Origin of the sequence: Enterobacter cloacae complex sp. 372C4, assembly GCF_050030615.1 — a bacterium.
Classification (GTDB): Bacteria; Pseudomonadota; Gammaproteobacteria; order Enterobacterales; family Enterobacteriaceae; genus Enterobacter; species Enterobacter intestinihominis.
The window spans coordinates 4,041,797-4,058,325 of sequence record NZ_JBLGUQ010000001.1; the positions used below are offsets into that span (position 1 = coordinate 4,041,797).

17 protein-coding genes are annotated in these 16,529 nt (G+C 55.2%); 2 read left to right on the forward strand and 15 right to left on the reverse strand.

Annotated elements, in window-relative coordinates; all coding sequences use genetic code 11:
- The first annotated feature begins 53 nt into the window (after positions 1 to 53).
- Positions 54 to 914 carry a pyridoxal kinase PdxY gene (pdxY, locus tag ACQG11_RS19700; RefSeq protein ID WP_022647914.1) on the forward strand — a complete coding sequence of 287 codons (861 nt, stop codon included), beginning with the start codon at positions 54 to 56 and terminating at the stop codon, positions 912 to 914.
- 60 nt (positions 915 to 974) lie between these two features.
- On the opposite strand, the gene gstA is transcribed toward pdxY, so the two are convergent.
- The 12 genes from gstA to blr all read right to left on the reverse strand — a co-directional run bounded on the left by gstA (position 975) and on the right by blr (position 11,154).
- A complete protein-coding gene (gene gstA / locus ACQG11_RS19705; RefSeq protein WP_023299960.1) occupies positions 975 to 1,580 on the reverse strand; it encodes a glutathione transferase GstA in 606 nt (201 codons plus the stop codon).
- A gap of 105 nt (positions 1,581 to 1,685) precedes the next feature.
- Positions 1,686 to 3,194, reverse strand: coding sequence for a dipeptide/tripeptide permease DtpA (dtpA, locus tag ACQG11_RS19710; protein ID WP_023299961.1), 1,509 nt, complete (start codon positions 3,192 to 3,194; stop codon positions 1,686 to 1,688).
- Positions 3,195 to 3,802: 608 nt separating this feature from the next.
- Positions 3,803 to 4,438, reverse strand: coding sequence for an endonuclease III (gene nth, locus ACQG11_RS19715; RefSeq protein ID WP_015570668.1), 636 nt, complete (start codon positions 4,436 to 4,438; stop codon positions 3,803 to 3,805).
- Entirely contained in the window at positions 4,435 to 5,121 is a 687-nt protein-coding gene (locus ACQG11_RS19720; protein WP_003857592.1) for an electron transport complex subunit E, read from the reverse strand. The genes nth and ACQG11_RS19720 overlap by 4 nt, the downstream gene beginning before the upstream one ends.
- A gap of 2 nt (positions 5,122 to 5,123) precedes the next feature.
- Positions 5,124 to 5,744 carry an electron transport complex subunit RsxG gene (gene rsxG, locus ACQG11_RS19725; RefSeq protein ID WP_022647917.1) on the reverse strand — a complete coding sequence of 207 codons (621 nt, stop codon included), beginning with the start codon at positions 5,742 to 5,744 and terminating at the stop codon, positions 5,124 to 5,126.
- A 10-nt stretch (positions 5,745 to 5,754) separates the two neighbouring features.
- Positions 5,755 to 6,807, reverse strand: coding sequence for an electron transport complex subunit RsxD (gene rsxD, locus ACQG11_RS19730; RefSeq protein ID WP_022647918.1), 1,053 nt, complete (start codon positions 6,805 to 6,807; stop codon positions 5,755 to 5,757).
- Positions 6,808 to 8,829, reverse strand: a complete 2,022-nt coding sequence (rsxC, locus tag ACQG11_RS19735) for an electron transport complex subunit RsxC (protein WP_426728685.1) — start codon at positions 8,827 to 8,829, stop codon at positions 6,808 to 6,810.
- A complete protein-coding gene (gene rsxB / locus ACQG11_RS19740; RefSeq protein ID WP_015570664.1) occupies positions 8,822 to 9,400 on the reverse strand; it encodes an electron transport complex subunit RsxB in 579 nt (192 codons plus the stop codon). Before rsxB ends, rsxC begins: the two co-directional genes overlap by 8 nt.
- Positions 9,400 to 9,981, reverse strand: a complete 582-nt coding sequence (rsxA, locus tag ACQG11_RS19745) for an electron transport complex subunit RsxA (protein ID WP_022647920.1) — start codon at positions 9,979 to 9,981, stop codon at positions 9,400 to 9,402. The genes rsxB and rsxA overlap by 1 nt, the downstream gene beginning before the upstream one ends.
- 76 nt (positions 9,982 to 10,057) lie before the next feature.
- A complete protein-coding gene (locus ACQG11_RS19750; RefSeq protein ID WP_426728686.1) occupies positions 10,058 to 10,498 on the reverse strand; it encodes a DUF2569 domain-containing protein in 441 nt (146 codons plus the stop codon).
- A gap of 85 nt (positions 10,499 to 10,583) precedes the next feature.
- Entirely contained in the window at positions 10,584 to 10,799 is a 216-nt protein-coding gene (gene ydgT / locus ACQG11_RS19755) for a transcription modulator YdgT (RefSeq protein ID WP_000217941.1), read from the reverse strand.
- Positions 10,800 to 11,028: 229 nt separating this feature from the next.
- Positions 11,029 to 11,154 carry a division septum protein Blr gene (gene blr, locus ACQG11_RS19760; protein ID WP_151884424.1) on the reverse strand — a complete coding sequence of 42 codons (126 nt, stop codon included), beginning with the start codon at positions 11,152 to 11,154 and terminating at the stop codon, positions 11,029 to 11,031.
- A 239-nt stretch (positions 11,155 to 11,393) separates the two neighbouring features.
- Here blr and ACQG11_RS19765 point away from each other — a divergent pair, with 239 nt between their 5' ends.
- Positions 11,394 to 12,434 (forward strand): oxidoreductase, encoded by a 1,041-nt coding sequence (locus ACQG11_RS19765; RefSeq protein ID WP_105322722.1) that lies wholly within the window; start codon positions 11,394 to 11,396, stop codon positions 12,432 to 12,434.
- A 56-nt stretch (positions 12,435 to 12,490) separates the two neighbouring features.
- Here ACQG11_RS19765 and add read toward each other — a convergent pair whose 3' ends face one another.
- The 3 genes from add to malX all read right to left on the reverse strand — a co-directional run bounded on the left by add (position 12,491) and on the right by malX (position 16,400).
- A complete protein-coding gene (gene add / locus ACQG11_RS19770) occupies positions 12,491 to 13,489 on the reverse strand; it encodes an adenosine deaminase (RefSeq protein ID WP_022647922.1) in 999 nt (332 codons plus the stop codon).
- 96 nt (positions 13,490 to 13,585) lie between these two features.
- A complete protein-coding gene (locus tag ACQG11_RS19775; protein WP_426728687.1) occupies positions 13,586 to 14,758 on the reverse strand; it encodes a MalY/PatB family protein in 1,173 nt (390 codons plus the stop codon).
- Positions 14,759 to 14,807: 49 nt separating this feature from the next.
- Positions 14,808 to 16,400: a maltose/glucose-specific PTS transporter subunit IIBC gene (gene malX, locus ACQG11_RS19780; RefSeq protein WP_023299967.1), complete on the reverse strand. Its 1,593-nt coding sequence runs from the start codon at positions 16,398 to 16,400 to the stop codon at positions 14,808 to 14,810.
- Positions 16,401 to 16,529: the final 129 nt, after the last annotated feature.

The window sequence follows — 16,529 nt, forward strand, 5'->3', positions numbered from 1 at the left end:
GGGGCGTGGGAAACCACGCCCCTTTTGTTTTGACAGGGTTTGGTAAGTACAACATGAAGAACATCCTCGCCATTCAGTCCCACGTTGTTTTTGGACATGCTGGCAACAGCGCTGCGGAATTCCCGATGCGCCGCCTCGGGGCCAACGTCTGGCCCCTCAATACCGTTCAGTTCTCGAATCACACCCAGTACGGTAAATGGACCGGCTGCGTGATGCCGCCGTCGCATCTGACGGAGATCGTTCAGGGGATTGCGGATATCGACCAGCTTAAACGCTGCGATGCCGTACTGAGCGGTTATCTGGGTTCGGCGGAGCAGGGGGAACATATCCTCGGCATTGTGCGCCAGGTGAAAGCGGCAAACCCCGCGGCGAAATATTTCTGCGATCCGGTGATGGGACATCCGGAAAAAGGCTGCATCGTCGCGCCGGGCGTTGCGGAGTTTCATGTCCGTCATGCATTGCCTGCCAGCGATATTATTGCGCCCAACCTTATTGAACTTGAGATCCTGTGCGAGCATCCAGTCAACAGCGTAGAAGAGGCTGTACGCGCCTCTCGCGAGCTCATCGCCCAGGGGCCAGAGATTGTACTGGTTAAGCACCTGGCACGCGCAGGGTTGAGCCAGGACCGTTTTGAAATGCTGTTGGTGACGAAGGATGAAGCCTGGCACATCAGTCGACCGCTGGTGGATTTCGGTACACGTCAGCCTGTCGGGGTCGGGGATGTGACCAGCGGTTTGCTGCTGGTGAAGCTATTGCAGGGCGCAAGCCTGCGCGATGCGCTGGAGCACGTCACCGCAGCCGTTTATGAAATCATGATTGCGACGAAGACGATGCAGGAATATGAGCTCCAGGTGGTCGCGGCGCAGGATCGCATCGCGAAGCCCGAGCATTATTTCAGCGCAACCCAATTGTAAGAGCAGGGATAGTGTAGGCCGGGTAAGCGCAGCGCCACCCGGCAATACAGCGCGCTCGGATTAATTCAACCCTTCTGCCTTCAGCGCCGCTGCAACCGCAGGGCGTGCCGCTACGCGTTCCATATACGACGCAATATGATCTAATCCTTCCAGGTTCAGCTTCACCGCGCGCGCCCAGCGCAGAACGGTAAACAGATACGCATCAGCAATGGTGAAACGCGCACCGCAGATCCACTGATCGTCTTTCAGTGATTCATTAATGTACTGCATCTTTTTCTCAAGTAACGCACGTACGGTCGGTTTGTACTCTTCCGGAGTATCCGGGCGGAACAGCGGCGTAAAGCCTTTGTGCAGCTCGGTCGCGATGTAGTTAAGCCACTCAAGGGTTTTATAGCGAGAGATACTGCCTGTTGGTGCCAGCAGCTGACGATCAGGCACGTTGTCGGCCAGGTACTGCATTATCGCCACGCCTTCGGTCAGCAGCGTACCATCATCCAGCAGCAGGGCCGGAACCTGCCCTTTTGGGTTAATCGCAAAAAAGTCATCCCCGTTTTCCAGGCGCTTTTTCATCAGGTCAACGCCGTCCAGCGTGAAATCCTTACCGCTCTCGCGAAGGGTGATATGCGAAGCAAGAGAGCAGGCGCCCGGTTTATAGAACAGTTTCATCGGTAACTCCTTTTTGCTGAGGTTCCCGCTATGTTAGTGCGCGTTCAGATAAAAAAAAAGCCGCTAATCAAATAGCGGCTTCTGTTCAGTCGTTTCCCGATGACATTACGCGTTCGCGGTGTTGGTCGCTTTAGCGGATTTGTCGTCGTCCTGCGTCATACGATTGAGTTTTGGTGCGGTGAGCAGCATCAGCACGGCAATTACGGCTGTCGCGATACCAATTTGCATGAACACGGTGCCGTAGACGTTCAGGGAGACCAGCGGGTCGGTAACGTTGTCCGGTACCGCCATCAGGTTCGCAATCTTACCTGCAATGATGGCTGCGCCAGCGGTCGTCAGGAACCAGCTACCCATGATGAAGCCCATCAGACGCTGAGGGACCAGCTGTGCAACCATCGCCAGGCCCAGACCGGAGATCATCAGTTCACCGATGGATTGCAGCGCATAGCTCAGGATCAGCCAGTTAACAGACACGATACCCGCGTCGGTCGCGAATTTCGTCCCCAGCGGCAGCACCAGGAATGCGCCAGAGCACAGCACCATACCGATAGCGAACTTGTGCGGCATCGGCAGACGGTCGCCCATCTTGTTATAGATAGCGGCCAGAATCGGGCTACCAATCATGATCCAGAACGGGTTCAGTGCCTGGTACTGCTCCGGCTCGAACGCGATACCCAGGATGGAGTGCTCAACGTTGCGGATTGCGAAGAAGTTCAGGGACGTTGGCATCTGGCTGTACAGGACGAAGAAGATAATCGCTTCCAGCATCAGGATGAACGCCACAATCATCTTACGACGTGCCGCACCCTGCATCGCGAAGGCTTCTTTAGCGAAGATAATCACGATACCCAGCGCAACCACGGCCAGTACGGCACGTGCAATACCCTGGTTGTGCAGCAGCCAGGTAGCGACAGCGGCCAGGATCACAATGCCGACGATGGTTGCCAGCAGTTTGCCCATATGCACGGGTTCGAAGTCTGGTTTAGAACCATAATCTTTAACCCAGCTGCGACAGAACAGGAAGTTCACAACGGTGATCAGCATACCCACGAAGCTCAGCGCAAACGCTACGCTCCAGCCGAATTTCGCGGCCAGCCATGGGGTTGCCAGCATCGAGAAGAATGAACCGATGTTGATGGACATGTAGTACATGGTAAATGCACCGTCCAGACGCGGATCATCTTTGTTGTAGCAGGTAGAAAGCAGGGAGGACGGGTTAGCCTTAAAGAGGCCGTTACCTACCGCGATGGTAGCCATGCCCATGTATACCACGCCCGCATCGTGCCCGGACCATGCAACCAGACCATAGCCAATCGCCAGAACCACGGCGCCCAGCATAATGACACGTTTCGTACCGAGAACTTTATCGCCTAACCAGCCGCCGATGGCGACCAGGCCATAGACCAGAGCGCTGAAGGACGAGAACAGCGTGATGGAATCGGCTTCGGACATACCCAGTTGCTTAACCAGGTAAACGGCCATAATCCCTTGCAGGCCGTAGTAGCCAAAACGCTCCCATAATTCGATAGAGAAAATGAGATAGAACGCTTTAGGCTGTTTGAAAGCGTTAAGACTTACGCTCTCATCTGTTGGTTTATTGTTTGCAGTAGACACATATACCTCTTTTTTTACATCCCATATTAACGGGGGTGTTCATAGCGTGATGACCGTAGTCCATCCGCTTTATAGTTATATTGGGAGGGGAAACGGCGGGTAATGTTCACTATCCAGCCCCATCTGGCAATACATTTGTAATAATCTGTTACATATAACTGTGGCGGTATAATCATCGGTTCACGCAAATGTTATGCAGCGTTAAATTTCATCCGTTGAGAATTGGTGGTTTTTTTCACTGTAAATGACCCTGATGAATGGCTGTATGGCGATATGTTCTGCTATTTTGGGTGAAAGGCAGTGATATAGCCCATATTCTGAAAAATGACTGGTCTTATATGCGGTGAGTAATGGATGAGATCTTGTCTGGCAAAGGCGTGGAGAGGGTTTTAACAACAAAAATCCAACATCAAGTTATCAGAGTGATCGCGATCACAGATGTATAGAAATTTTTGGTGATGAAAAAACTATTAACCTGTTTGAGTGTTAAATATCGGCAGAATCGACAACGCTTTATGGACAGTGAGAGGGAAAATTACGGCCAAGGGAGAAGATATCAGAGCCCTTTTTTAATCTAAGGGCTTGAACAGTAACAAGTGTATGTACCTTCAGGGATAGACTTTTTCTTTGTATTCACAGAGATCTTCGATAATGCAGGAGCCGCAGCGTGGCTTACGTGCAATACAGGTATAGCGCCCGTGAAGGATTAGCCAGTGATGGCAATCCACCTTAAATTCCGCAGGGACCACTTTTAATAGCTTTTCTTCCACCTCTTCCACGTTTTTACCCGGCGCGAACCGGGTGCGATTAGAAACGCGGAAGATGTGAGTGTCCACGGCGATCGTCGGCCAGCCAAACGCCGTGTTGAGCACGACATTTGCCGTTTTACGCCCGACGCCTGGCAACGCTTCCAGCGCTGCGCGATCTTCCGGGACTTCACCGCCGTGCTGCTCAAGCAGGATCCGGCAGGTCTTAATGACGTTTTCGGCCTTACTGTTAAACAGGCCGATGGTCTTGATATAGGATTTTACACCTTCAACCCCCAGCTCCAGCATGGCCTGCGGCGTATTGGCGACAGGGTAGAGCAAGGCCGTGGCTTTGTTGACGCTCACGTCAGTGGCCTGCGCAGAGAGCAGCACCGCGATCAACAGTTCAAACGGCGAGTTAAAATTCAGCTCTGTCGTTGGATGAGGATTCTCATCGCGCAGGCGCGTCAGGATCGCAATGCGTTTCTCTTTATTCATACTGCTTTCTCGGGGATCCCTTCCTGTACGCTGCGTTCAGCGGCGCGGCGTTTACGTTTTTCATCAATCAGGTATTTTAACGCCAGCATCATTCCAAGGCCAATGAATGCGCCTGGCGGTAGCATGGCCAGCAGGAATGGGGTGTCCGTATGGAACACCTCGATACGCAGCGATTTTGCCCAGCCGCCAAGCAGCGCGTCCGCACCGTCGAAGAGCGTACCGTTGCCCAGAATTTCACGCAGAGAGCCGAGGACGAACATGGCGGCAGTCGCGCCCATGCCGATGGAAAACCCATCCAGCGCGGAAATTGCCGGGTTGTTTTTCACCGCGAAGGCTTCAGCGCGTCCCACGACAATACAGTTAGTCACGATAAGCGGAATGAAGATCCCGAGCGACTGGTACAGGCCAAATGCGTAGGCGTTAATCAGCATTTGCACGACGCTGACCACCGATGCAATGATCATGACATAAATCGGAATACGGATTTCCGATGGCGTCCAGCGGCGCAAAACAGAAATGGAGAAGTTGGTCAGGGTCAGCACCAGCGTGGTCGCCAGCCCCAGCCCGAGCGCGTTGGTGGCGGTAGACGTCACCGCCAGCAGCGGGCACAATCCCAACAGCTGTACCAATGCCGAGTTGTTCTTCCAGAGTCCCTGGACGATAACCTCTTTAACCTGGCTCATGGTCACTCCTCACAGGCGGAAAGATGATTGATCTGCGCGGGCAGCGTTTCGGCATACAGACCGGCGCGTTTGACGGCGTTGACGACCGCGCGGGGCGTAATCGTGGCGCCCGTGAACTGGTCAAACTCACCGCCATCTTTTTTCACCGCGAAAGCAGGATCGTCCTCGCCATGAATCATCTTACCGGCAAAGTGTAAAATCCAGTCGCTCAGGCGTGTTTCAATTTTGTCGCCAAGGCCCGGCGTTTCGTGATGTTCCGTCACGCGCGTACCCAGCACGGTGCCGGAAAAATCGCTGCCTACCAGCAGCTGAATTGCGCCAGAGTAACCGTCCGGCGCGGTGGCTTCCATGATGGCACCCACCGGGTTCTCGCCCTTACGGGCAATATAAACGCGGTGGCTTCCTTTACCGAGCTGCGGGGCCTGCACGACAAAGCAGCTTTTTTGCAGGTTATTATCATAGAAGTCTGATGGGATCACCTGATCGAACAACGCCTTTTGCTGCTTCATTGCCTGCTCTTCAATGGTGCTTTTCGTCAGTTCATTTACCAGCGCAGTCAGCCCGGTGAGGGCGGCGGCGAAGATCGCCAGCGTGACGCCGTGTTTTTGCATAGTCTTTAGCATGGCGTAACCCTTAGCGATGACCGTACACGCGTGGACGCGTGTAGTAGTCGATGAGCGGAACGGTGATGTTAGCCAGCAGTACGGCAAATGCCACGCCGTCCGGATAGCCACCAAAGCTGCGAATAAGCCAGACCAGCAAGCCCGCCAGCGCGCCGAAAATCAGACGACCTCGGTTGGTGGTAGAGGCGGTGACCGGATCGGTCAGAATAAAGAATGCCCCGAGCATGGTCGCGCCGGAGAGCAGATGGAGCTGTGGGCTGGCCAGTGACTCAGGTGAGATGACCCAGCCGAGCGTTGAACAGACGGCCAGCGTCACCAGGAAGCTCACCGGAATATGCCAGCGGATCGCTTTTTGTTGCAGCAGGAAGGCACCGCCCAACAGGTAGGCCAGATTGACCCACTGCCAGCCCGCACCCGCCAGTACGCCGCTGTAAATAGACGATTTCATCACCTGCTCGACGCTGTGGCCGGCACGCAGGGAGGTTTTGAAGGTATCGAGCGGGGTGGCCTGGCTGATGCCATCCACGCCCATGCGAAGCGCGTTCATATCCGCGCCCATCGCGGTGTGGCCAGTAAAGATAACGTTCAGGGCATCCATAAAGCCGGGCACCGTGGCGGCGATCTCATGCGGCGGCAGCCAACTGGTCATCTGTACCGGGAAGGAGATCAGTAGCACCACGTAACCAATCATTGCCGGGTTAAACGGGTTATGGCCCAGCCCACCGTACAGCTGCTTGGCGATGATCACCGCAAATACCGTTCCCAATACTACCATCCACCACGGGGCGAACGGGGGAATGCTGATGGCAAGCAACAGGCCGGTCAACAGGGCGGAGTTATCGCTCAGGATGCGAGTCACCTCCATTTTGCGCAGCTTCAGGATCGCTGCTTCCGCTGCGACGGCACTGGCGCAACCCAGAACTAACTGGAAAAGCGTACCCCAGCCGAAAAACCAACACTGTACGGCAATACCTGGCAACGCGGCCAGGCACACCAGCATCATAATACGCGATGTCTGGCGCTGGTTATGGGTATAAGGGGAACTTGCAATTCTGAAAACCATTTAATCCTCGTTAACGGCTTGCTGCGCGGCTTTCTTTGCCTGAACACGCGCAATCGCGGCGGCGACTGCGGCTTTGCGTGGATCGTCGTTGGCGGCCGCAGGCCGTTCGTCCTGCTGTGCCGCTTTTCGTGCTTTGGCACGGGCGATGGCCGCTTCAACGGCGGCTTTACGTGGGTCGACAGGCGCTTCACTCTCTTCGGCAGGCTGAAGCTGTGCCGCTTTACGTGCTTTGGCGCGGGCGATAGTGGCTTCAACGGCCGCCTTGCGCGGATCGGTCGCTTCCTGTTCAACCACCACTGTCTGCTGACCGGCTTTACGGGCTTTTGCCCTGGCGATAGCCGCTTCCACCGCCGCTTTACGCGGGTCTGTGTCGGCTTCCGGTTTGGCGTTTTGCGCCTTCTCCGCCTGACGTGCGCGCGCTTCGGCTTTACGCGCTTCGCGGGCGGCAATCGCTTCGCTATTGTCCGGCTTTTGGCCAGCCACGATCGCTACCGGCTGAGCGGCAGTCGCGTTCTTCTCCCGCACACGGGCGAGGGCAGCGTTAATCGCATCCTGATCTTTCGTCGCAGGCTGCACGGCAGCCTGCTTATGGCGTTCCTGACGGGCTTGTTTCTCGCGCTCCAGTCGCGCCTGGCGCGCTTCAAAGCGGGCCTTCGCCTCAGCGGCACGTTTTTCTTCCATGGAGATAGCGTAGATTTCGGCTTTCTCCTGACGGAAGTACTGCACCAGCGGAATATTGCTTGGGCAGACCCAGGCACAGGCACCGCATTCAATACAGTCAGCCAGGTTATGCGCCTGGGCTTTATCGTGCAGCTGGCCTTTGCTGTACCAGTACAACTGCTGCGGCAGCAAGTCTGCCGGACACGCATCCGCGCAGGCGCTACAGCGTATACAACCTTTCTCTTCCTGCGTTTCGCCCATCTCCGTTGGGGAAGGGGCGAGCAGGCAGTTGGTAATCTTCACCACTGGCACATCCAGCCACGGCAGGGTAAAGCCCATCAGCGGGCCGCCCATAATGACCATCTGCTCGCTCCCCGGGCAGAAGCCAGCCTGTTCCAGCAGATGATGCACCGGCGTACCCAGACGCGCCCAGACGTTGCCGGGACGGGAGACGGACTCGCCGGTCAGCGTGACGACGCGTTCGGTCAATGGCTCGCCGTCAATCACCGCACGTTTCACCGCGTAGGCAGTACCCACGTTTTGCATCAGCACGCCGATATCGGACGAACGGCCCCCGTGGGGGACCTGTTTTCCGGTCAGGATCTGCGTCAGCTGCTTCGCCCCGCCGGACGGGTATTTGGTTGGGATCACGCGCAGGGCGATATCATGGCTGTCCGCCAGCACCGCGCGCAGCATCGAAATGGCCTGCGGTTTATTGTCCTCAATACCGATCAGCACTTCGCGGGGTTGCAGGATATGCGCAAGAATGCGAATACCTTCCACCACCTGCGCGGCACAGTCCTGCATCAGACGATCATCGGCGGTGATGTACGGTTCGCACTCGGCGGCGTTAATAATCAGCGTTTCGATTTTATCGCCGCCGCCGTGAAGCTTGGCGCCGGTCGGGAAGCCAGCGCCTCCAAGACCTGCTACGCCAAACTGATGAATGCGTTCAATCAGCGCTTCACGGCTGCGGGAACGGTAGTCGCTCCAGCCGTCACGATCGATCCAGCGATCTTCCCCGTCGGCTTCAATGATGACGCTCAGCTCAGACAACGCCGAGGGATGGGCAACGGTATGGGGGGCAACAGCCACCACCTTGCCCGAAGTCGGGGCATGTATCGGCAACATACGTCCACGACCAAAGGTCAGCGGCTGGCCGCGAAGGACGGTATCGCCTTCTTTCACGCACAGCTCGCCTTCCGCGCCGATGTGCTGTTTCAATGGCATCACGTAGCGGGTCGCCAGCGGAATTTGACGCAGCGGCGTACCGTTTGACTGGGTTTTCATTTCCGGGGGATGGATACCGCCGTCGAAGTCCCAGATCTTCTCTTTTCTGAAAGCAGAAAATAACTTAAGCATGTTGTTCCACAGGAATATTGCGAACCGGAATGGTCTGAAGATCCCATTTCCAGCTTTCGGTCGTCGTTTCAACCGGGCGGAGTTCTATACACTGCGTCGGGCAGGGGGCCACGCAGAGGTTACAGCCGGTGCACAGGTCCGCCACAACGGTGTGCATGGCGCGGGTTGCGCCTACAATGGCGTCGACAGGGCACGCCTGAATACATTTGGTGCAGCCGATGCAGTTGGCTTCGTCGATAACAGCAAGGGCACGAACGGGCTCCTGCGCCTGTTCATCGCCGTCGACAGGCTGCGGATCGACGTTCAGCAGGGCAGCTATTTTAAGCATGACCGCTTCGCCACCCGGCGCGCAGCGGTTGATCTTTTCTCCCTGCACGCCCACCGCCTCAGCGTAAGGACGGCAGCCAGGGTAGCCGCACTGCCCACACTGGCTCTGCGGCAAAAGCTCATCAATTTTTTCAACCACCGGATCGTCCTCCACCGCAAACCGGCGGGAGGCATAACCCAGAATGATGCCAAAGACGAGTCCCAGTACGCTGATGGACGCGATGGCAATCCAGATAGCACTCATTACAACTTCACCAGACCACTAAAGCCCATAAAGGCCAGAGACATTAAACCTGCGGTCACCAGAGCGATGGCGTTTCCGCGAAACGGCGCGGGAATATCCGCCGCTGCCAGACGCTCGCGAATCGACGCGAACAGGACCATAACAAAAGAGAAACCGACCGCCGCGGAAAAACCGTACAGCGCCGACTGCATGAAATTATGCCCAAGGTTGATGTTGAGCAGCGCCACGCCCAGCACAGCACAGTTGGTGGTGATGAGGGGCAGAAAAATACCCAACAGGCGATACAGGGCAGGGCTGGTTTTACGCACTACCATTTCGGTAAATTGCACCACCACCGCAATGACCAGAATAAAGGACAAGGTGCGCAGGTAGAGCATGTCCAGCGGGATCAGGATCCAGGTATCAATCAGCCATGCGCAAATGGAGGCCATCGTCATCACGAAGGTGGTGGCCAGCCCCATGCCCATTGCCGTCTCCAGCTTTTTGGAGACCCCCATAAACGGGCACAGGCCAAGGAACTTCACCAGTACGAAGTTATTAACCAGCACAGTTCCGACAAAGAGCAGTAAGTAATCGGTCATTATTTAGCCTGAAATAAAAGAGCCGCCTATTATCGGATAAACGACAACAGGCCACAACAGGTTAACTGTAAGGTTATTACGGGTTAACGAAGGTCTTCTTAACGCGCGTCGACCGCTTGAAATAGGGCACCAGAAGCGCCGTTGCAAGCAACGGAAAGAGTAGCTGGCGAACCGCCAGTGCGTCAGAAACTGGCGAAAAAGCGAACGCTTTGACGGCAAGCAGCACGGAGATCAGCAGCCAGATAATGTAATGTTTCGGCACGCTTTTGCGGCGTTTGAAGAAGGCGATGGTCAGCCAAAGCGTGTAGTACCACATCGCGATTGCGAAAACGAACGACACAAACCACGTCGCAATATTGAGCGCGCTCTGAGACATCAGTGTCTGGATAGCATGAGGAGTAACCAGTGCAGTGGTGTAAAGCAACAGCGCCAGCGAAGCGCTTAATAAAGCCACCAGCAGCCATGCCAGCGGGGCGATTAACCAGCCCCCAATTCTCTCTCCAGGCAATGCGGTCATACGCTCTCCCATAGTCTGCGCGAAATGTTATACAGAAATTTGCAGGGCGGAGAGTATATAACATTTCACGCCGAAGGCTACTTTCTTATACAACGTAACGCCAGACAGATTTAGGTACTTCCCCCACGTTGAACAGACGACCGCCAGAGACGAGTTCGGCGCGACGATGGTCAGCCGCGCGGTACATATTGATGATGTCCTGATTATCCGACAGCGTGTAGTTCAGATGGTCAAACAGTTTTTCCAGGCTTTCGAGGGAATTGATCTTGCGAAATTTTAATAAATAGTCCTGAACTGTCATATTAATAAGTTTCCATATAAAAGGGTAATACCCATAAAGGTAATGCGTTCGAATAATAAACGGATTAATAAAGACGTAAACTGTCCACTCGGGTAACGCGACGAAATTAGGAGTTTTCTTTGCGAAGATTCAGGCATCAGCAGATGCCTGGAAGAGAAGGGTAACCCCGTTCATTACGGCTGGCAATACGTTCCATGACGTAATGTGTCACGCTTTATGACGATGCGGCTTACTTTTGTTGAGCAACAGTAACAGGCTCCGGCGGCTGGTAGTTATCGATATGGCTGGCAATGCCGAGCAACACGACTGAAACGCCAAGGACAATCCATCCCGCTAATTCAATGATTCGATTAATTATTGATGACATATTTTGTGTTTGTAATTTATCCATAAATACAGATTACAAATGTTACAGCGGCCTTTTCGACAGAGCAAGCGCTTTGGGAACGATTCCCGGGCCCCATATACACACTTTAATGCGAGGTAACAAAAAAAGCTGTCGCGAGATGCTATTTTAACTCACAGGGCACATTATTAACCTGTGCGTTAAGCACAAGGCCAGTGATAAATAAGCGCACAGCGAGGGGGCATACGATGAGTGAAAACATCCGCGTCGGTCTTATTGGCTACGGGTACGCAAGCAAAACCTTTCATGCGCCGCTGGTTGCCGGCACGCCGGGAATGGAACTGGCGGCTATCACAAGCAGCGATGAAACCAAAGTCCATGCCGACTGGCCAGCCGTGCCGGTGGTAACGGAGCCTAAGCATCTGTTTAACGATCCTAATATTGACCTTATTGTCATTCCCACCCCTAACGACACCCATTTCCCCCTGGCGAAAGCGGCGCTGGAGGCTGGCAAACATGTCGTTGTCGATAAGCCTTTTACCGTGACGTTGTCACAGGCGCGCGAGCTGGATGCGATGGCGCGAAGCCTGGGTCGGTTATTGTCGGTCTTTCACAACCGACGCTGGGATAGTGATTTCCTGACGATCAAAGCGCTGATAAACGAAGGCACGCTCGGCGAAATTGCTTTTTTTGAGTCTCACTTCGATCGTTATCGTCCGCAGGTGCGAGATCGCTGGCGCGAGCAGGCGGGACCGGGCAGCGGCATCTGGTATGACTTAGCGCCGCATCTTCTCGATCAGGCCGTTCATCTGTTTGGTCTGCCCGTAAGCATGACGGTCGATTTAGCTCAGCTCAGGCCGGGGGCGCAGACCACCGACTATTTCCACGCCGTTTTGAGTTATCCGCAGCGGCGCATTGTGCTGCACGGGACAATGCTTGCGGCGGCGGAATCGGCCCGCTATATCCTTCACGGGGCGCGCGGCAGCTATGTGAAGTTCGGCCTGGATCCGCAGGAAGAGCGCCTCAAAAATGGCGAACGCTTACCGCAGGAGGACTGGGGCTACGACATGCGGGACGGGGTGGTGACGCGTGCGGAGGGTGAGGTACTGGTTGAAGAGACGGTGTTGACCCAGCCTGGGAACTATCCAGCGTATTACGCCGCAATTCGTGACGCGCTGAACGGTTCAGGTGAAAATCCGGTTCCGGCGAGCCAGGCAATCCAGATTATGGAGCTCATCGAGCTGGGGATCGAATCCGCCAAACATCGCGCAACGCTCTGTCTGGCATAAGTGCCAAACGCTTTCGTAGGCCGGGTAAGCGCAGCGCCACCCGGCAGTAAAGAGGACTACTGAGCAACTTTATCGCGCAGCGCCTGTTTCTCTTCAGGCGTCAGGAAGGCGATCTCCAGCCCGTTGATTTGCGCCTGACGGATCTGCTCGCGGCTCAGCCCGGCCTGCGGCGCGGCGATGTTGTATTCGTGAATAATATCCACGCCCTGAACCGCCGGATCGTCCGTGTTCAGTGAAGCCAGCACCCCGTGTTCAAGGAAGGTTTTCAGCGGGTGTTGCGCCAGCGACGCCACTGTACTGGTCTGAATATTGGAGGTCAGGCAGGATTCGATTCCAATACGTTGTTCGGCGAGGAAATCCATCAGCGCGCGATCTTCAATGGCTTTCACACCGTGACCAATACGTTCCGCACCCAGTTCACGAATGGCCTGCCAGATGCTTTCCGGCCCCGCGGCTTCGCCAGCATGAACGGTAATATGCCATCCTGCATCACGTGCGCGGTTGAAATGAGACAGGAACAGGCTGCCCGGGAAGCCCAACTCATCACCGGCCAGGTCGATGGCGGTGATCTGGTCGCGATGCGCCAGTAACGCTTCCAGCTCCTGAAGACAGGCCGCTTCACCGAAGGTACGGCTCATAATGCCGATCAAACGCGCCTGAACGTCAAAGGTTTTGCAACCTTCACGCACGCCCTCAATGACCGCTTCAACCACGCCCGCTACGGGGAGACTGTGGGTCATCGCCATATAGCCCGGAGAGAAACGCAGTTCGACATAGTGCAGGCCGTTGCGAGCGGCATCTTCGATGTTTTCAAAGGCGACACGGCGACAGGCATCGAGCGAGGCCAGCATCTTCACGCCCCAGTCAAGCTTGCTCAGAAAACTTACCAGATCCGGCTCGTTCGACGTCACCTGGACATGGGGGATCAGGGTTTCAAGCGTTTCGGCAGGAAGCGTTAAATTGAACTGGCGACCAAGATCGAGAATAGTTTGGGCACGAATGTTCCCGTCGAGGTGGCGGTGAATATCAGTTAAAGGCAGGCGTGTATCAATCATGGTCGCACTCTTTGCTGGTTAAAGTGCGCCATATTATAAAAACAAAACGGGGGAAAAAGCTATTTGCGCAAGGGAATATTCCGTTGCGCAAATAATTTACAGCAGAGTGTTGATACCCGCAATAAGGCGCTTAACGCCCTGTTCGAGCTTACTGCGAGGACAGCCAGCGTTCAGTCGAACATAGCCTTTACCTTCATCCCCATAAGTATATCCCGGCATGATGGCCACTTTTTGCTGTTCAATCAGCACGTTTTGCAGCGTATTGTCATCAATACCGAGTGGGCTGAGATCAATCCAGGCCAGATAGGTGGCCTCTGGCGGTTGCCAGTTGAGTGTTGGAAATGCAGCATTCAGTTCGTCAGCAATGTAGCGCAGGTTTTCTTCGAGATAGGCCCGCAGCGCGTCCAGCCAGGGTTCGCCCTGCCGGTAAGCAGCAATGTGCGCGGTCAGCGCCAGCACGGAAGGGGAAGAGAGTCCGTCCCGCCCTTTTAATGCATTCAGATAGGCGTTACGGCTGTCGTCATCGGCGATAAGCCCCCAGGCGCCCGTCAGTGCCGGAATATTGAAGCTTTTAGAACCCGAGGTCAGCAGCGCCCATTTACCGTCCGCAACCTCATTCCACGGGGTATGGCGATGCGTGCCCCATACCATGTCCATATGAATTTCGTCGCTGATTACCGCCACATCATGACGGCTGCAAAGCGTTGCAATTGTGGCCAGCTCTTCCCGCGTCCAGACTTTGCCGGTTGGATTTTGCGGGCTACACAGCAGCAGAACCGTGTTTTCCGGTTTTGCCAGCGCCGCTTCCAGCGCGGCCATATTGCCGTCCCAGCCACGCGCCGTTTTCTGCATCGGCACGGAAACAACGGTACGCTGGTTGCCTTCAATGGCTTTATAAAAGGCATCGTAAGCCGGGGTATGAACCACCACACCGTCGCCAGGCGCGGACCATATGCGGATCAGCTCCGAGACCATATAAATGACCGACGGCCCATACACTACGGTTTCGGTATCAATCTGACTGTTAAAGCGTTGCCGGAACCAGTGCGCCACGGCAGCCAGAAATTCGTCATTTTTCCAGCGGCTGTAGCCAAACACGCCGTGGTTGATGCGCTGGTGCAGCGCATCGGTAATACAGGGAGCGGTGGCGAAATCCATATCAGAGATGGTGAAGGGCAGCAGGTCGGCAGCCCCAAAACGGTCAGCGACATAATCCCACTGGGTACACCAGGTGCCGTGTCGATCCACGACGGTAGAAAAATCAAACATGACGGTGCTCCGTAAAGTAAAACCCCCTCATGACGAGGGGGGCGAGGCATCAGGCTTCGACGGTTCGCATCAGGGTTGCCAGCTCATCCTTCACTGACTGTACCTGCGGGCCAATGACGACCTGCAAATTGTGTTGATTTAACTGTACCACGCCGATAGCCCGGTTAGCTTTAAGTGCATTGGTATCCACTTTGGACATGTCCGCCACCGACAAACGCAGGCGGGTGATGCAGTTATCCAGAGAGGTAATGTTATCCGCACCGCCCAGCGCCGCCAGAATAGCCGGCGTGTTATATCCGGATTTCCCAACGGTACCGGCCACTGCCTGTTCAACGCTGGTGGCCGTATCGGTATCGCGGCCAGGCGTTTTCAGGTTAAAGCGGGTGATGGCGAAGCGGAAGATCCCGTAGTAAACCGCGAACCAGATGGCGGCCACAACCGGCACCAGATACCACTTGGTGGACAGGCCGTGCAGGATACCGAATACCACGAAGTCAATCACGTTACCGTCAGTGTTACCGATGGTTACACCGAGCACAGCCATCACGGTGAAGCCCAGGCCTGTCAGTACGGCGTGGATGAGGTATAACACCGGTGCCACGAACAGGAACAGGAACTCGATAGGTTCTGTCGTACCGCCCACCACGCAGGCAATAACGCCGGAGATCAGCAGGCCTTTAATTTTATGACGATTTTCCGGGCGGGCGCAGTGGTACATCGCCAGCGCAGCGCCCGGCAGGCCGCCGAGGAAGGCAGGCATTTTACCCTGAGAGAGGAAACGCGTCGCACTTTCAGAGAAGCCGTGCGTGGTCGGGCAGCTCAGCTGGGCCTGGAAGATGGTCAGCGCGCCGCTAACGGAATGACCGCAAACGTCCATAGTGCCGCCTGCTTCAGTAAAACGGATCAGGGCAACCAGGATGTGCTGTAAACCAAATGGCAGCAGCAGACGTTCACCCGTACCGAAAATCATCGGGCCGAAATCACCCGCGCCGTTGATAATGCGGCCAATACCGGTGATCCCCATGGCAAAAACCGGCCATATCAGAGGGATGATCAGACCAAACAGACCCATCACAACCAGCGTAATGATTGGCACAAAGCGGGTGCCGCCGAAGAAGGCCAGCGCATCGGGCAGGCGGATGTTATGAAAGCGCTCGTGCAGCATCCAGATGATCACTCCCGCGATCACGGCTCCAAGGATCCCGGTATCGATGGACTGAATTCCAATCACGCTCTGAATGTTATTGGCTTTCAGTACCGCCGCGTCGGTCGTGGGCAGGATCCCTTTGGCGGTCAGCCAGAAGTTAACCGCAAGGTTCATGACCGCATAGCCAACGAAGCCCGCAAACGCCGCCACGCCTTTGTTTTCGCGCGCCAGACCCAGAGGAATGGCGATACAGAACATTACCGGCAGGAAGCTAAAGGCAAAAGAGCCGACCTTGCTCATCCAGATGAAGATCGCCTGAAGTACCGGATTTCCGAGGAAAGGGATCAGGGTAATGACGTCGTGGCTGCTTAACGAGCTGCCGATCCCCAGCATAATCCCGCAGAATGAGAGAAGCGCCACGGGCAGCATAAAGGTTTTACCCAGTTGCTGGAAAAACTCCCACAGCGATATTTTTTGTGCTGCTTTCGTCGTCATAAAACGACTCCTTAAATGGTAGAAAGAGATTTAACGACCGCGATGGGGCGAGAAGATAAAACGTTTTATCAAACTTTAGTGCGCGCTAAATCACATTCTCAGGCTTTTACTGGTAGTATAAAGATAACG

Bases quoted from the DNA above. Each gene is read 5' to 3' on its own strand.
- pdxY (WP_022647914.1), top strand. From the start codon at position 54: ATGAAGAACATCCTCGCCATTCAGTCCCACGTTGTTTTTGGACATGCT.
- gstA (WP_023299960.1), bottom strand. From the start codon at position 1,580: ATGAAACTGTTCTATAAACCGGGCGCCTGCTCTCTTGCTTCGCATATC.
- nth (WP_015570668.1), bottom strand. From the start codon at position 4,438: ATGAATAAAGAGAAACGCATTGCGATCCTGACGCGCCTGCGCGATGAG.
- ACQG11_RS19720 (WP_003857592.1), bottom strand. From the start codon at position 5,121: ATGAGCCAGGTTAAAGAGGTTATCGTCCAGGGACTCTGGAAGAACAAC.
- rsxG (WP_022647917.1), bottom strand. From the start codon at position 5,744: ATGCTAAAGACTATGCAAAAACACGGCGTCACGCTGGCGATCTTCGCC.
- rsxD (WP_022647918.1), bottom strand. From the start codon at position 6,807: ATGGTTTTCAGAATTGCAAGTTCCCCTTATACCCATAACCAGCGCCAG.
- rsxC (WP_426728685.1), bottom strand. From the start codon at position 8,829: ATGCTTAAGTTATTTTCTGCTTTCAGAAAAGAGAAGATCTGGGACTTC.
- rsxB (WP_015570664.1), bottom strand. From the start codon at position 9,400: ATGAGTGCTATCTGGATTGCCATCGCGTCCATCAGCGTACTGGGACTC.
- rsxA (WP_022647920.1), bottom strand. From the start codon at position 9,981: ATGACCGATTACTTACTGCTCTTTGTCGGAACTGTGCTGGTTAATAAC.
- ACQG11_RS19750 (WP_426728686.1), bottom strand. From the start codon at position 10,498: ATGACCGCATTGCCTGGAGAGAGAATTGGGGGCTGGTTAATCGCCCCG.
- ydgT (WP_000217941.1), bottom strand. From the start codon at position 10,799: ATGACAGTTCAGGACTATTTATTAAAATTTCGCAAGATCAATTCCCTC.
- ACQG11_RS19765 (WP_105322722.1), top strand. From the start codon at position 11,394: ATGAGTGAAAACATCCGCGTCGGTCTTATTGGCTACGGGTACGCAAGC.
- add (WP_022647922.1), bottom strand. From the start codon at position 13,489: ATGATTGATACACGCCTGCCTTTAACTGATATTCACCGCCACCTCGAC.
- ACQG11_RS19775 (WP_426728687.1), bottom strand. From the start codon at position 14,758: ATGTTTGATTTTTCTACCGTCGTGGATCGACACGGCACCTGGTGTACC.
- malX (WP_023299967.1), bottom strand. From the start codon at position 16,400: ATGACGACGAAAGCAGCACAAAAAATATCGCTGTGGGAGTTTTTCCAG.